Source organism: Paenibacillus sabuli (assembly GCF_014705605.1).
GTDB lineage: Bacteria > Bacillota > Bacilli > Paenibacillales > Paenibacillaceae > Paenibacillus_D > Paenibacillus_D sabuli.
The window spans coordinates 83,960-99,393 of the sequence record NZ_JACXIZ010000010.1 but is presented as its reverse complement, the minus strand read 5'-3'; the positions used below and the strand labels follow the sequence as shown (position 1 = coordinate 99,393).

The 15,434-nt window shown below is 64.3% G+C and carries 15 protein-coding genes; 12 read left to right on the top strand and 3 right to left on the bottom strand.

Features of this window, described 5'->3' with window-relative positions:
• Positions 1 to 49: 49 nt before the first annotated feature.
• The 10 genes from IDH44_RS04025 to IDH44_RS03980 all read left to right on the top strand — a co-directional run bounded on the left by IDH44_RS04025 (position 50) and on the right by IDH44_RS03980 (position 10,417).
• The gene (locus tag IDH44_RS04025) at positions 50 to 985 is read left to right on the top strand and encodes an acetamidase/formamidase family protein (RefSeq protein WP_190914942.1); all 936 of its coding nucleotides are present in this window, start codon (positions 50 to 52) and stop codon (positions 983 to 985) included.
• 13 nt (positions 986 to 998) lie between these two features.
• A complete protein-coding gene (locus IDH44_RS04020) occupies positions 999 to 2,297 on the top strand; it encodes a Rieske 2Fe-2S domain-containing protein (RefSeq protein ID WP_190914940.1) in 1,299 nt (432 codons plus the stop codon).
• Positions 2,231 to 3,904 (top strand): FGGY-family carbohydrate kinase, encoded by a 1,674-nt coding sequence (locus IDH44_RS04015; RefSeq protein ID WP_317890104.1) that lies wholly within the window; start codon positions 2,231 to 2,233, stop codon positions 3,902 to 3,904. Before IDH44_RS04020 ends, IDH44_RS04015 begins: the two co-directional genes overlap by 67 nt.
• Positions 3,901 to 4,683, top strand: coding sequence for an SDR family NAD(P)-dependent oxidoreductase (locus IDH44_RS04010; protein WP_190914938.1), 783 nt, complete (start codon positions 3,901 to 3,903; stop codon positions 4,681 to 4,683). Before IDH44_RS04015 ends, IDH44_RS04010 begins: the two co-directional genes overlap by 4 nt.
• A 72-nt stretch (positions 4,684 to 4,755) precedes the next feature.
• On the top strand, positions 4,756 to 6,393 hold the full coding sequence (locus IDH44_RS04005) for a gamma-glutamyltransferase family protein (protein WP_190914936.1): 1,638 nt from the start codon (positions 4,756 to 4,758) through the stop codon (positions 6,391 to 6,393).
• A 29-nt stretch (positions 6,394 to 6,422) separates the two neighbouring features.
• Positions 6,423 to 7,217: an HAD family hydrolase gene (locus IDH44_RS04000; RefSeq protein WP_190914934.1), complete on the top strand. Its 795-nt coding sequence runs from the start codon at positions 6,423 to 6,425 to the stop codon at positions 7,215 to 7,217.
• The gene (locus tag IDH44_RS03995; RefSeq protein WP_190914932.1) at positions 7,214 to 8,062 is read left to right on the top strand and encodes a BtpA/SgcQ family protein; all 849 of its coding nucleotides are present in this window, start codon (positions 7,214 to 7,216) and stop codon (positions 8,060 to 8,062) included. Before IDH44_RS04000 ends, IDH44_RS03995 begins: the two co-directional genes overlap by 4 nt.
• The gene (locus tag IDH44_RS03990) at positions 8,059 to 9,021 is read left to right on the top strand and encodes a VOC family protein (protein ID WP_190914930.1); all 963 of its coding nucleotides are present in this window, start codon (positions 8,059 to 8,061) and stop codon (positions 9,019 to 9,021) included. Before IDH44_RS03995 ends, IDH44_RS03990 begins: the two co-directional genes overlap by 4 nt.
• Before the next feature lie 291 nt (positions 9,022 to 9,312).
• Positions 9,313 to 9,699 (top strand): globin domain-containing protein, encoded by a 387-nt coding sequence (locus tag IDH44_RS03985; RefSeq protein ID WP_190914928.1) that lies wholly within the window; start codon positions 9,313 to 9,315, stop codon positions 9,697 to 9,699.
• 4 nt (positions 9,700 to 9,703) lie between these two features.
• The gene (locus IDH44_RS03980) at positions 9,704 to 10,417 is read left to right on the top strand and encodes a DUF2225 domain-containing protein (RefSeq protein WP_397326738.1); all 714 of its coding nucleotides are present in this window, start codon (positions 9,704 to 9,706) and stop codon (positions 10,415 to 10,417) included.
• Positions 10,418 to 10,427: 10 nt separating this feature from the next.
• Here IDH44_RS03980 and IDH44_RS03975 read toward each other — a convergent pair whose 3' ends face one another.
• Positions 10,428 to 10,664, bottom strand: coding sequence for a hypothetical protein (locus tag IDH44_RS03975; protein ID WP_190914924.1), 237 nt, complete (start codon positions 10,662 to 10,664; stop codon positions 10,428 to 10,430).
• Complete coding sequence (locus IDH44_RS03970; RefSeq protein ID WP_190914922.1) at positions 10,661 to 10,870, bottom strand: YycC family protein; 210 nt, start codon at positions 10,868 to 10,870, stop codon at positions 10,661 to 10,663. Before IDH44_RS03970 ends, IDH44_RS03975 begins: the two co-directional genes overlap by 4 nt.
• A gap of 130 nt (positions 10,871 to 11,000) precedes the next feature.
• Here IDH44_RS03970 and IDH44_RS03965 point away from each other — a divergent pair, with 130 nt between their 5' ends.
• A complete protein-coding gene (locus tag IDH44_RS03965; protein WP_223869352.1) occupies positions 11,001 to 12,818 on the top strand; it encodes a M3 family oligoendopeptidase in 1,818 nt (605 codons plus the stop codon).
• Positions 12,819 to 12,912: 94 nt separating this feature from the next.
• Here IDH44_RS03965 and IDH44_RS03960 read toward each other — a convergent pair whose 3' ends face one another.
• Complete coding sequence (locus IDH44_RS03960) at positions 12,913 to 14,535, bottom strand: NAD(P)H-hydrate dehydratase (protein ID WP_190914918.1); 1,623 nt, start codon at positions 14,533 to 14,535, stop codon at positions 12,913 to 12,915.
• Positions 14,536 to 14,755: 220 nt separating this feature from the next.
• Between IDH44_RS03960 and IDH44_RS03955 the strand changes: the two genes are divergently transcribed.
• Positions 14,756 to 15,424, top strand: a complete 669-nt coding sequence (locus IDH44_RS03955; RefSeq protein WP_190914916.1) for a CBS domain-containing protein — start codon at positions 14,756 to 14,758, stop codon at positions 15,422 to 15,424.
• Positions 15,425 to 15,434: the final 10 nt, after the last annotated feature.

Sequence of the window (15,434 nt, the reverse complement as noted above, 5' to 3'; positions counted from 1 at the left end):
GTAGCGATTCATATTACAGGCGCAATGCCGCAAATGAGGAGGTGTAGCCATGACCCGTATTCACCGCTTGGACGCCGGGCCCGGTACCGTGCAGTGGGGCTATGTCGGCGGCGCTGGCGAGGCCGTGCTGGAGCTCGATTCCGGCGACACGCTGGTGCTGCGCTCCGTCTCCGGCTCGCCGGATGATCCAGTCCCTGCGGGCTGGATTCCGGAGACGCTGCGACGCATTCACGAGCAGGTGCTGGATCGCGGCCCGGGCGTCCATATCCTGACCGGACCGGTCGCGGTCCGGGGCGCCGTCCCCGGCGATACGCTGGCCGTGCATATTGAACGTGTGCGCATCGATGCGCCATACGGATTCAATTATATTGGTCCTATGTCCGGCCTGTTGTTCAATGAATACGACGAGCCGGACGTCGCGATCCTGACATATGATGAGGAGCGGCGCTATGCGAGCTATGGGCGCATGAGGATCAAGACGGCGCCGTTCTTCGGCATTATGGGTGTCGCCCCGCCGCTCGCATGGGGGCGTCAGAGCAGCATTGTGCCCGGTCGCTTCGGCGGCAATATGGACAACCGGCAGCTGACACCGGGGACTACGCTCTACCTGCCAGTCATGCGGGAGGGCGCCCACTTCTATGCCGGTGACGGTCACGGCGCCCAGGGGGACGGCGAGATTGATGTGACTGCAATCGAGACGTCTCTGGAGGGCGAATTTCGACTGGAGCTGCTGCGGGGCACAGATCAACAGTGGCCGTATGCCAGACGCGGCAGCCTGCTGATCAGCATGGGCTTCGACGAGAGTCTGCAAGCGGCGCTGACCATGGCGGCGCGGCAGATGATCGGGTTGCTGGAGACGGAGCACGGTCTGTCGGCGAAGGAGGCCTACCGACTGTGCAGCATCGCCGCGGATTATCATATCACTCAGGCGGTCAATGGCGTCAAGGGCGTGCACGGCATGCTGGATACCGCAATACTAATCTGAGGAGGGAGACGCTATGCTGTCGCACAAGGATAATGAGCGCGTAACGCGCGTCGGGGAAGGCACGCCGATGGGCAAGCTTTTCCGGAGCTACTGGCTGCCGGCCTTCCTGTCGGAGGAAGTGGAGGCGGGAGGCGCGCCACTGCCAGTGAAGCTGCTAGGCGAACGATTGGTAGCATACCGCAATCAGGAGGGCAAGGTCGGACTGCTCGGCGAATTCTGCCCGCATCGCGGCACCTCGCTGACGCTCGGACGCAATGACGAATGCGGCCTGGCCTGCATCTATCACGGCTGGGCATTCGACACGGACGGCGCGTGCACGAGCATGCCCTCCGAGCCGGATCATAGCCGCTTCAGGGACAAGATCAAGCAAAAGAGTTACCCCGTACATGAGGCAGGCGGATTGGTCTGGACGTATATGGGGGAGCCGGAGCGAATGCCGGCCCCGCCGAATCTCATCTGGACGTCGCTGCCCGAGACGCATCGTATGGTCGCCAAGGTCTACCAGGAATGCAACTATCTGCAGATCTGGGAGAACGAAATCGACTACATGCATGCAGCGTTCGCGCATCTGGCGCTGAACGAACAGGAGATGAAGGAAGGCGCGCTGAGCACCGAGCTCGGCATCAATCCGTCGCATCCGCTCGTGACCTCGCACAATCCGTTGCTCACGGTGCAGGAGACGACTTACGGCTTCCGCAATATGTTCGTCGGTCAAGCGGATGCGGATAACGCGTTTATCCTGGAGGCGCCGATCCTGATGCCGAGCTTTGCGTATACGCCGCGCGTGGCGGAGGAGGATCATCTGTTCCACGCTTATGTGCCGATCGACGATTACACGACCTGGTCCTATGATGTGCACTTCACACTGGATCGTCCGCTTCATCACGAGACGCAGCGCGAGCGTCGCGGACTCTGGGTCGATGAGCAGCATCGCAAGATCTACAACAAGAGCAACAATTACAAGCAGGATCGCGAATTGATGAAGAACGGGAATTTCTCCGGGATCATCGGCATCAGTAACCAGGATCATGCCGTGACCGAGAGCATGGGCGCGATCGTCGATCGCTCCCGCGAGCATCTGGGGACGAGCGATGTCGGTGTGATTGCGCTGCGGCGTATGGTGCTCAAGGGCATCAAGCGTGTGGAGGAGGGCGAGCTGCCGCAAGGCCTCGATCCCGACATCCCGACCGAGCGCATCTACAGCGAAGGCGTCATCGCACCCAAGGAGATCCCCTGGAAAGAAGCGTGTCCGCTCAAGCCGGAGTTCGTCCCGCACAAGGCGAAGCGATCCGGCGCCGTCGAGACGAGGTGAGGACGCTGGATACACATCAGAGCATCCGGACGGGGCAAGAGGCTCCGCGCGCCGCTTATACATTGGGGATCGACATCGGGACGACCGCCGTCAAGGCGATCTTGCTCTCCGAGCGCGATATCGTGCATCAGTCGAGCGCGACGCACTCGCTGCGTTCGCCGCAGGTCGGATGGGCCGAGGAGGACGCAGAGCAGTGGTGGGCCAATACGCTGCGCGTCGTGCGCGAGACGCTCGAGGCGGCGCCGGAGGCAGCCGGTCAGATCGCCGCAATCGGCGTGAGCGGGATGGTGCCGGCACTTGTCCTGCTGGATGGGGATGGCCGCCCGCTGCGGGCGACCATCCAGCAGAATGATGCCCGTGCCGTGCAGGAGCTGGAGGAGGTCAGGGACGCCCTCGACCAGGAGCGCCTGTTCGCGCGGACGGGCGGCTATTCGAATCTGCAGCATGTGCTGCCGCGGCTATTGTGGGTGCGGCGTCACGAGCCGGAGATATGGGCGCGGACCCGCACAGTGCTGGGCTCATACGACTATATCAATTATGCGTTGACAGGCGTTCGTGCGCTGGAGATGAATTGGGCCGTCGAGAGCGGCATGTACGACATCCGCACGGGAGAGTGGCTGGACGACTCGCTTGCGCTGCTGGGCGCGGACCCGGAGCTGCTGCCGCCGGTTCGCCCTTCGGGCGAAATCATAGGCGCGGTGACAGAGGCGGCTGCCGCGCAGACCGGGCTGACGGCTGGCATTCCCGTCATCGCCGGCAGCGCCGATCATGTCGCATCGACGCTGGCTGCGGGCATCACGGAGCCGGGCGAGCTGCTGATCAAGTTCGGGGGCGCCGGCGATCTGTTGTATTGCATGGACGAGATCCGTCCCGACCCGCAGTTGTTCTTCGATTGTCATGTCTTCCCGGATGCGTATCTGCTCAATGGCTGCATGGCCTCGAGCGGATCGCTCGTCAAGTGGTATGCGGAGCAGATGCTGCAGGACAACTCGCCCGATCTGTTCCGCAGACTGGACGAGGAGGCTGCCCGCGTCGCGCCGGGAGCGGACGGTCTGATTATCCTGCCGTACTTCCTGGGCGAGAAGACGCCGATCTTCGATCCTCAGGCGCGGGGCGTCCTGATGGGCTTGACACTGTCGCATACGCGGGGCCACATCTTCCGCGCCGTGCTGGAGGCAGTCATCTACGGCTTCCGTCATCATATCGAGGTGCTGGAGGGGATCGGGTGCCGGGCGACACGCGTCCTCGCGACCAATGGCGGCGCCAAGAGCCGATTCTGGTGTCAGATTGCGGCTGATGTACTGGGGACCGAGATTCGCGCATATCCCGGTCACCCTGGCTCGGCGCTGGGCGTTGCATTCCTCGCGGGCAAGACGGCGGGGCTCTATCGGGACTGGAAGGATATCGAACGCTTCCTGACCGAATACGCGGATTATCGGCCGATCCCGGCACACACTGCAATCTATGACGAGGCCTATGCGGTCTACCGCGAGCTGTATCCGCTGTTGAAGCCGCAGTTCGAGCGTGTGAATGCACTGTATCGCGACCGCACCGAGGCGGCGCAGCCGCCAGGGGCATCTACGACGAAGGGGGAGCATGCATCATGAAGGAGCTGACTGGACAAGTCGCGATCGTAACCGGGGCGGGCGGCGGCATCGGTCGCAGCATCGCCCGGCGCCTGGCGGCTGGCGGCGCGTCCGTCGCTGTCGTCGATCTGAACGAGGCGGCGGCGCGCGAGACGTCGGAGCTGCTGGCCGTCTCCGAGGGCCAGCAGCACGGCGCTTACGAGCTGGATGTGACCGACGGCGCGTCGGCGCGGAGCGTCTTCGCGACGATTCGCGAGCGCTTCGGCCGTATCGATATATTGATCAACAATGCCGGCGTCTCGACGATGAATCGGATCGCGGAGCTGAGCGAGCGCGAGTGGGATTTCAATTTCAATGTGAACAGCAAGGGCGTGTTCCTGTGCACGCAGGCGGCGTTGCCGTATCTGCGGGAGCGGCGCGGCGCGCGTATTGTCAATACCGCCTCGATGGCGGGCAAGCGCGGTGTGCCGCTGCTGGCGCATTATGCAGCCTCGAAGTGGGCGGTGATCGGCTTCACGAAGAGCGCGGCCATTGAGCTGGCGGCGGACGGCATCACCGTCAACTGTGTCTGTCCCGGGTATGTCAATACCGGGATGCAGAGCCGCGAGCTGAGCTGGGAGGCCGAGCTGCGGGGGATGACGCCGGAGGGCGTACGCGAGGAATATATTCGCATGACGCCGCTGGGACGACTGGAGGAGCCGGAGGATGTGGCCGATGCGGTCTGGTTCCTGACCACACCGGCGGCGGGCTTCATCACCGGAGAGGCGCTGGATGTCACCGGCGGAGCGGATCTGCTGTAGCAGGGACATGTGAGGCCCGGGCGACTGTGACGCTCGGGCGGCATGAATTACGATAGAAGGACGGGATGCCCGATGACGCACTACGATACGCAATATTACCCGTACCCGTCCCGGCGTACGGCGGTCTATGCCAAGCGCGGCATGGTGGCGACCTCGCAGCATCTCGCGGCGCAGGCGGGACTCGAGATGCTGAAGCAAGGGGGCAATGCCGTCGATGCGGCGATCGCGACGGCTGCATGCCTGACAGTAGTGGAGCCCTCGTCCAACGGCATCGGCGGCGACGCCTTCGCGCTCGTGTGGATGAAGGATCGGCTGCACGGGCTCAATAGCAGCGGACCGGCCCCACAAGGGCTCTCGCTCGAGGCGCTGCGGGAGCAAGGCTTGACCGAGATGCCGATGTACGGCTGGACGCCGGTGACCGTGCCGGGCGCGCCTGCGGCGTGGGCGGAACTGGCACGCCGGTTCGCACGGTTGCCATTGACGACGCTGCTGGCGCCGGCCATCGCTTATGCTGAGGAGGGCTATGCCGTATCGCCGACGACGAGCCGTTCGTGGCAGACGGCCTTCGCAGAATATCGTGCGGCGGTGCAAGGGGAGCAGTACCAATCTTGGTTCGAGACCTTCGCACCGCAGGGCAGAGCGCCAGCGCCGGGCGAATGGTGGCGTTCTCCCGGTCATGCGGCGACGCTGCGCAGCATCGCCGAGACGGGAGGCGAGTCGTTCTACCGGGGAGAGCTAGCGGGGCGAATCGACGCCTATTCCCGTCAGTATGGCGGCTATCTGCGGGCTGAGGACCTCGCGGCTTATACGCCGGAGTGGGTGGATCCTGTGAGCGGCAGCTATCGCGGCTACGACGTCTGGGAGCTGCCTCCCAACGGCCAGGGCATTGTCACGCTGATGGCGCTTAACATCCTGCAGCAGCGTGAAGACGGAGGCGGGAATTCGGGGCTGGAGGACGAATTGGTAGACGCGCGGACGCATCGCGAGCTGGAGGCGATCAAGCTTGCCTTCGAAGACGGGCTGTGGAGCATTACTGATCCGCGGCATATGGACGAAGCGCGTGTGGCAGAGTTGCTCTCGGCAGCCTATGCGAGTCGCCAGGCGGCGCGTATCGGCGATCAAGCCTTGTTGCCGCATACGGGCAAGCCGCCCGGCGGAGGCACGGTGTATCTGGCGACGGCGGACGGAGAAGGCAATATGGTGTCCTATATCCAGAGCAATTATATGGAATTCGGATCCGGACTTGTCGTGCCGGGTACCGGGATCGGTCTGCACAATCGGGGGCATACGTTCTCCCTCGATCCGAATCATCCGAACGCGCTGGCACCGGGCAAGCGGACGTACCATACGATCATTCCCGGGTTCCTCTCGCGCGGAGGTCGTGCGATCGGACCGTTCGGAGTCATGGGCGCATTCATGCAGCCACAGGGCCATCTGCAAGTGCTGCGGCAGATGCTGGATTACGGGCTCAATCCCCAAGCGGCGCTCGATGCGCCGCGCTGGAAGTGGGAGCAGGGCCGCAAGGTGCTGATTGAACCGAGCTTCCCGGAGCAACTGGCCCAGGCGCTGCGCGATCGCGGCCATGAGCTCGAGGTGGCGCATAATTCCGGTCTGTTCGGCCGGGGACAGATCATCTGGCGCGATGAAGACAGCGGCGTGCTGTGTGCGGGCACCGACCCGCGCTGCGACGGCGTCGCTGCATCCTGGTGACGCGTCAACCAAGAGGAGGCGGCTAAGCGATGACTGATATTCGCATCGGCGATCGACATTTCGAGGTCGAGCTGGTCGTATTCGACAAGGACGGGCTGTTATTCGATGCCCAATATTTCTGGAAATGTCTGGCCCAGATCCGGATTGCGGCACTGCGTGAGGCGTTGCCCTCGGAGGGGGTGCGCGCCTGGTGTCGTCGATTCGGCGTGCGGGAGACCGGTGGAGCAGTGACGGACGTGGAGCCGGGCGGGATATTCGCGCTGGCGCCTCCGCAGGAGGAGATCATCGTCACTGCGGCGGTACTGGCCGAATGGAGCGACGCGGATTGGGGGGTGTGCCGGGAACGTGCAGCGGAGCTGTTCGCAGTCTCGGACCGGCAATTCGATCTGCTGCAATCGCTGCAGCCGAGGCCGGGGTTCCCGGCGATCTTCGACCGTCTGGAGGCGGCGGGTGTGCCCTTCGGCATCGCGACCTCGGACGATGACGACCGCACGCGACGATCAATTGCCCGCTATGCGCGGGTAGAGGCCCTGCAGTTCGTGGTGACGCCCGTCGATGTCGAGCGCGGCAAGCCGCATCCGGATATGCTGGAGCTAATCGCGCGTCGTACGGGCATTCGTCCGGAGCGGATCATGATGATTGGCGATTCATTCGTCGATGTTCGGATGGCCCGTGCAGCCGGATGTATCGGCGTCGGCATCCCGGACCACCCGGAGATGGCGGAGCGGATGCGGCCATGGGCTGATGCGATGGCGGATTCGCTTGAGGAATTGGAGATTGAATGCACGACGACTACTATACCGAAAGGGAGAGATGGCATATGACTTGGCTTAAGGAGATTATCGGCACGGAGAAGGCCATTATTGCGATGTGTCATTTGCAGCCATTGCCGGGGGATCCGCATTACGATGCGGACAAGGGGATGGCGTATGTGCTCGAAGCAGCCCGCGCGGACTTGCTGGCGCTGCAGCGCGGCGGCGTGGATGCTGTTATGTTCTCCAACGAATTCAGCTTGCCGTACCTCACGGATGTACGGACCGAGACGGTGGCGGCGATGGCGCGCATCATCGGCGAGCTGATGGGGGAGATTCGCGTGCCGTTCGGCGTCAACGTGTTGTGGGATGCCAAAAAATCGCTGGATCTGGCTGCGGCGACAGGCGCAAGCTTCGTGCGCGAGATATTCAGCGGCGTGTATGCCAGCGACTTCGGACTGTGGAATACGAATGTCGGAGAGACGATTCGCCATCAGCGGCAGATCGGGGCTTCGCATGTGAAGCTGCTGTACAACATTGTGCCGGAAGCGGCGCAGTATCTCGCGGACAGGGATATCGAGAGTGTCGCGCGCTCGACCGTGTTCAATAATCGACCGGACGCATTGTGTGTCTCCGGCCTGATCGCTGGCGCAGAGACGGACGGCCAATTGCTGAAGCGGGTGAAGGCGCAAGTGCCGGATACGGTTGTGCTGGCTAATACGGGCATGCGGATCGACAACATCGAACGGCAACTCTCCGTAGCTGATGGCGCGGTCGTCGGCACGACGTTCAAGGTGGACGGGCGATTCGAGAATGCGGTGGACGAGGCGCGGGTACGGGCATTCATGGACAAGGTCAAAGCATTTCGCGCGCAGGCGGAGCCGACAGGGGTGAAGGCAGCCGTCAAGCTGTCATGAGCGGCGACGGCGGCAAGGTGAGTCGCACCACGCGCGTGGGAGCGGCGTTGGAGCAACGCGGGGCGGGACCGGCAGCGGGAGCAGTTCCGCACCCGGTCCGCTCCGCGCATGCCGGCACGGAGATGGGGGCGGTTCATCTCCGCGTGGCGAGTGCCGAACGCGCGGAGCGCTTCTACTGCGAGATCGTCGGATTGCGCGTGTTGAATCGCTACGGAGGGGCCGTGCGGCTGACCGCGGACGGGATCCATCCGCTGCTCGTGCTGGAGGAGCGCCCCGGTGCGAAGAGGGCGCCGCAGCAGCGCTGCAGCGGCTTGTACCACTTCGCGCTGCTTGTGCCGGAGCGACGCGACCTGGCGCTCGTGCTGCGTCACTTGCTGCAGGCGGGCGTCGGCGTCGGCTCTGCGGACCACGATGTGAGCGAGGCGCTCTACTTGAGCGATCCCGACGGCAACGGGATCGAGATTTATTGGGATTATCCGCGCGAGCACTGGCGGCGACTGCCCGACGGCAGCATCTATATGGATGCCGATCCACTCGACTCACACGGCCTGCTGCAGCTCGCGGAGCAAGACACGTGGAGCGGGCTGCCGCAGGGCACGGTGATCGGGCATGTCCATCTCCATGTGAAGCGGCTGGACGAGGCAGAGGCTTTCTACTGCGGGGTGCTCGGATTTCGGCCGACGCTGCGCTACGGCGCCGGCGCGTTGTTCATTGCGGCAGGCGGCTATCATCACCATATCGGTCTCAACATCTGGGCGGGCGTCGACGCGCCGTCACCCCCGGCGGACGCGGCCGGGCTCTTGCACTATACGATTGTCTGCCCTGATCCGCAGCGGATCGAAGCGATCCTCGCCTGGCTGGATGCGCGAGGCGAGCGTTATGAGACGCGTGGCGACGGCTGGTATTTTTGCGATCCGAGCGGCATTGGCATCCGACTGACGACTTGCCCTGTGCTGTAACGACGACATTGCTTCGGTATACGACGAGCCCGCCGTGCTGCGGCATGAGGTGGATCGGACACCGGCTCGGGAGGGGGGCAGGTCTATCGACAACGCGTTGACGGCAGGTCGTCGCTCCGTGCGAGCGTGTCAACAAGCTGTGCCAAGGGATAGAGAATCCCTTGGCACAGCTTGTTTGACGTCCCGGAAAAAATGCGCCGCGGCAATGCGATGTGGTATACTGGACCTGCCAAAGCGAGCCGTGCAGGCGAGCGACAACCCGAATATGGAAGCGATGGTGTGGGGATTGCAATGAAATCTTATGCAACGATTTACGAGGCAATCGGCGGCGAGGCCGCCATTGCCCGAATTGTGGAAGCCTTTTATCCCAAGGTGCAGGCGGACCCGCTGCTGGGTCCTCTCTTTCCTGCGGACGTCACCCCGGTCATGGAAAAGCAAGCGCTTTTTTTAACGCAGTTTTTCGGAGGGCCGACGCGCTATTCGGATGCGTACGGCCATCCGATGATGCGAGCTCGTCACCTGCCGTTCCCGATCACGCGCGCGCACGCGGACGCGTGGCTGGCTTGCATGCGGCGGTCACTGGCCGAGGCCGAGCTGGCGCCGGAGCTGCAGGAGCTGGTGCTGGAGCGGCTGTCGGGGCCGGCCTATCATTTCATCAATACGGATGAGGAGGCGTAGCGACGTGGTAGAGCCGTTGTATCAGACGACAATCACCTGCCCGTGCTGCGAGCAGGCCTACAAAACATCCCGCGTGCGCCCGAGCTTCAAGGTCGCGGTGCGGCGCGACGCCGATTTTTGCACGTATTACAAAAGCGGCGCGGTCAATCCGGAATATTACGTCGTGCGGGTCTGCCCGCGCTGCGGATTCGCTTCGACCGAGAATGCCGTGCAGCAGCTCTCCGAGCGTCAGAAGGCCAGCTACGCCGCGCGGATCGGCAGCAGCTGGCAGATGCGCGATTACGGCGGCGAGCGCTCCTGGCAGCAGGCGCTGGATTGCTACAAGCTGGCGCTCATCTGCGCGCAGACGATCGGCGACAAGGACCGGATTATCGCCGGTCTGCTGCATCATATTGCCTGGCTGTACCGCGAGCACGGCGACCAGGAGCAGGAGCTGCGGTTTTTGCGCTTCGCGCTGGATGCGTATGTGCGCGTGTACGAATTGGAGGGGTCGCCGGACAATCAGGCCCGCCTGATGTATCTGATGGGCGAACTGCACCGCCGGCTTGACGAGCCGTACGAGGCGGTCAAGTGGTTCGGGCGGGTCATTAATGACAAAAAAATTATGGACGCTGCCATGATTCGCGCCTCGCGCGAGCAGTGGCAGGTGCTGCGGGAGGACATGCTGCAAAAGCGGCTGGAGCTCCCGGAGGAATTGGAAAATCCCGGCCGCGCTTAGCGTCCGGGATTCACAGGCTGCGCACCTGCTGGGTGGTAAGCAGATAGTCGGAATCGGTATCGACGATCGTCACCCTGCTATGACAGCAAGGAAAGACGAGCAGCTTTTTTTTGCCGTCCCGAATCAGCGCCAGCTCCTGCGGCAGCAGCGGCAGCAAGACGTTGTCCGCTCCGCAGAACGGGCATTCGTTGACGTAAATATCATTCATGAGCTTGTCGTAGGGCAGGCAGTTTTCAAGCGGGATCATGCCTGATCGCCGCCCTGGGCGCCGGGTTCGTTTTTGTTCCCGGACGATGGGGGACGCGAGGCGTCGGCGTCCGGTCCGGATGAGAGCTCGGCCAGCTTTTGCAGCAGAATGTGCCGCGGCATATGCATGAGATGCTCGAGCGGCACGCCGAGCTGTTCGGCCAGCTTGACGGCGGTATCGGGCGAGATTTGAAGCGGTCTGGACATGGTGGCGGTCGCCTCCTTGTTGTATAGCGTTAATTGTAGTTATACACGGATTTCGTCAATTGCGCAAATGCGACAAAGCCAAATGAATGGAATATGGAATAAGGGAGCGTGCCGTATGGAGAATTTGCCGATGAGCTGGAATTTGGAGTCCTTGTATGCGGGCGGGGCGCAGTCGGCGGCCTATTGCGCCGAGCTGGACGGCCTGGAGCGGTCGATCGGCGAGCTGGACGAGGCGCTGCGCGCGGCGTCGACGGTTGCGCCCGCAGCGGACGTGTCTGCGGCGGTGCAGCCGCAACAAGCGGAGGCCCTGCTGCGACTGCCGGAATGGACGGAGCGGCTGCAAGCGATCCTGCTGCGGCTGCGTCAGGCGGAATCGTTCGTCTCGTGCCTGCTGGCGCAGAATATGAAGGACGACGCGGCGGCGGCGTGTCACGACCGGGTGCAGACGCTGGCGGCGGCGTATCAGGCGATGCTGACGCGCTACGATGCAGCCCTGGCGCAGCTGAGCGACCAGTCGTGGCGGGCGCTCCTGGCGCGGCCGGAGCTGGCCGCGGTCGCCTTCGGGCTCGAGGAGCGGCGCCTGCAAGCGCGCGAACGGCTCGCGCCCGAGCTCGAAGCGCTGGCGGGCGAGCTCGCCGTCGACGGCTATCACGCGTGGGGCGAGCTGTACAATACGATCGTCGCCCAGGCTCGCTTTCGTAGCCCGGATGCATCGGATGATCAGGAAGAATGGCTGTCGGCGGGACAAATGCACAATCGACTATCGGGCGGCGATCGCGCGCTGCGCGAGCGGGCCTACGACGAATGGGAGCGGGTCTGGGAGGCGCAAGCGCCGCTGTGTGCGGATGCGCTCAATCGCATCGCGGGCTTCCGGCTCAAGCTGTATGCGCGCAGAGGCTGGGAGAGTGTGCTCAAGGAGCCGCTGCAGCTGAACCGCATGTCGGAGGCGACGCTGACGGCGATGTGGTCGGCGGTCGAGGCGGGCAAGGCGGAGCTGACGCGTTATCTGGGGCGCAAAGCGGAGCTGCTCGGCGTGGAACGGCTGGACTGGCACGATGTCGAGGCGCCGCTGGGCGCCGCGGCCAAGACGATGCCCTACGACGAGGCCGGCGCCTTTATTGTGGAACGCTTTCGCGCCTTCAGTCCGGCGATGGCAGACTTTGCGGCCCGTGCGCTGCAGGAGGGCTGGGTGGAGGCCGAGGACCGGCCCGGCAAGCGGCCGGGCGGCTTCTGCACGGCTTTCCCGGTCAGTCGCCAGACCCGTATCTTCATGACCTATTCCGGTACGCCCTCCAACGTTGCGACGCTGGCGCACGAACTCGGGCATGCCTACCATCAGCATCTGATGGACGATCTGCCGCCGCTCGCCCAGGAATATGCGATGAACGTCGCCGAGACGGCCTCGACCTTTGCCGAAATGCTCGTCGCCGACTCGGCGCTGCAGCTCGCGTCCGATCCGCAGGAGCGGCTGGGGCTGCTCGAGGACAAGCTCGGCCGAGCGGTTGCTTTTTTCATGAATATTCATGCCCGCTTTCAGTTTGAGACGGCCTTCTACGAGCGGCGTCGCAGCGGCCTCGTGTCGGCGCAGGAGATCGGCGCGCTCATGACGGAGGCGCAGACGGAGGCGTTCGCCGGGACGCTGGGCCGGCCGCATCCGCATTTTTGGGCGTCCAAGCTGCACTTCTATCTGACCGACGTGCCGTTCTACAATTTCCCTTACACGTTCGGGTATCTGTTCAGCAGCGGCATCTATGCCCGGGCGCTGGCGGAAGGGCCGGCTTTTGCGGCGCGCTACGACGCCCTGCTGCGGGATACCGGGCGCATGTCCGTCGAGGAGCTGGCGCAGCGCCATCTGGGCGTGAGGCTCGACGAGCCGCAATTCTGGCGCGAGGCGGTGCGGCTGGCGACGAGCGACGTCGAGGCGTTCATGGAGCTGACCGCCCGATAGCGCGCTGGTCCGGACTGCTACCGCTGTCGCCTCCGCTCGGGCAGAGCGGGGGCGACTGGTGTGCGCCGAGCGAGGCTATCGTCTATGCCAGGAGCTACAGCGCCTCGATCACGTCCGAGGCGATGAGCGAGCCGGGCGTGCGGCGACGTGCGGCGGCACGGTCCCCCGCAGCGCCGTGCAGGTAGACGCCGAGCGCCGCCGCGGCCGGGCCCTCCAGCCCGCCTGCGAGCAATGCGGCTACGATGCCGGAGAGGACGTCGCCCGTGCCGCCGGTCGCCATGCCGGGATTGCCGGTCGGGTTGACATAGGCGCGTCCCCCGGGAGCCGCGATGACGGTGCGCGCGCCCTTGAGCACGAGCGTGACGGCGTGGTCTCGCGCATAGCGCATGGCGCATGCGATGCGGTCGCGCTGCACCTCGGCGGTGCCCGTACGCGTCAGACGTCCCATCTCGCCCGGATGGGGAGTCAGCACGACGGCGCCGCTGCGGCGCGGCCACTGGGCGAAATCATCGGCCTCGGCCAGCGCGCCCAGCGCATCCGCATCGAGCACGAGCGGCAGCTCCGCCGGCAGGGCCTCCCACAGACGGCGCAGCCAGGCCGCGTCTCCCTGTGGGAAGCGTCCCAGCCCGGGCCCCAGTACGAGCGCGTCGCGCTGCCCGGCCAGCTCGGCCAGGGCGACGGGGTCGACCTGGGCCCAGTCGCCGCGCCCGCCGTCGGGCAGCGGCGCGAGCATCAGCTCCGGGCGCAGCCCGGCGAGCGCCGGGGCGAGCGTCTCCGGGACGGCCCAGGTCACGAGACCGGCGCCGGCGCGCAGGGCGGCGGTGCTGCACAGCAGACCGGCGCCGCTCATCGCGGCGCTACCGGCGGCGGCCAGCACATGGCCGTAGGTGCCCTTGTGCGAGTCGCTGGCTCTCGCGTGCTCCGGGTCGGCGCCCAGCGACTGGCGCAGCACCTCCGCGGTGAGCGCCTGCACCGGAATGCGCTCGTCCTCCACCAGCGCGCCGGGGATGCCGATTGGCGCGACGGCGACCTCTCCGGCCAGCGCGGCGCCCGGATGCTGCAGCAGGCCCCGCTGGGGCAGCGCGAAGGCTACGGTCGCTCTGGCCGCGATGCATGGCGCATACGCCTCGCCGGTGTCGGCATCCAATCCGCTCGGCAGGTCGGCGGCGACGATCGGCAGACCGCTCGCATTGGCTTCGCGGATGAGCGCATCGTAGGGCGCGCGCGGCGCGCCCTTCGTCCCGGTGCCCAGCAGCGCGTCGACGAGGCCGGCGCAGCCTTTCCATGCGAGTCTGCCGGGCTCGTATACCTCCCACGGAATGCCCAGACGCACCGCAATATCGCGCTGCAGCGCAGCCTCGCCGCGCAGCGTATCCGGCGAATGCGCGTAGACGATGCACACGGGGATGCCGGCTTCCTGCAGATGGCGCGCCGCCACGAGCCCGTCGCCGCCGTTGTTGCCCTTGCCCACGAGCAGCGCCCATGGTCGTCCGCATGAGGCGGTGTCCGCTGCCGACTCCCCGGGACGCCGGCCGCGTCCGAAGCCCTCGGGCACACGCATGCCGCCCTCCGCCAGTGATTGCCCGCGATCCAGACATTGCACTGCGCACGCCAGCTGGCGACCCGCATTTTCCATCAATATTGCGGCCGGAATGCCTATCTCCGTGATCGTCCGCGCATCCAGACGCCGCATTTCCTCCGAGGTTGCTGCATACATCGTATATCCGCTCCTTTTCCGCCCATTCATTTTGCATCTGATACAATGCTCTTATATTACCCGCTCCAGATCATTGTGAACATTTTAGAGATCAGAGCGCAAGGCCACTTTTAATTGTCGGGAAATCTCTGTATTCGAACGTCACAATTTGAAATTTTATGATGATTTATTGTACATAAAATTGATATATGATACATTAAATTCAGATTTGTTACCATTCATGACGAAAATAAAGCGTTGGGAGGGGCGGCGCATCATCGAACTATCTGCGCGTCAGTTGGAAATCATGCGTCTAGTCAAGCAGCACGCGCCGATTATTGGCGATCAGTTGGCCGAGTTGCTCGGCGTCAGCCGTCCGACGCTGCGGTCCGATCTGTCGCTGCTGGTGATGCTCGGCCTACTCGATGCCAAGCCGAAGGTCGGCTATTTCCTGGGCAATGCCTATCAGCAGGATAACGCGGCGCTCCAGCGTCTGCGGGCGCTGACGGTGCAGCAGGTGCAGGGTGCGCCGGTGAGCGTGCCCGATACGCTCTCGGTGCACGATGCGGTCGTGGCGCTCTTTACCGAAGATGCGGACACGCTGCTCGTCGTCAACGGACAGATGCGGTTCGCCGGCATCGTGACGCCCAAGGATTTGCTCAAGGTGACCCTCGGCCATGCCAATGCAGCCGGCATTCCCGTCAGTATGGTCATGACCCGCTATCCGAATATCGTGACTGTCTCCCCGAGCGATCCGGTCACCGAAGCGGTGCGCAAGATGACTGCGCATCAGCTTGATTGTCTGCCGGTGGTCGTAGACGCCGACGAAGGCGGGGTCGAGGTCGTCGGGTCGGTCACAAAAACAAACGTCGTCAATCTGCTCAAGGATATCGTGACCGCAGCGGAATAGGGGGAAGCCA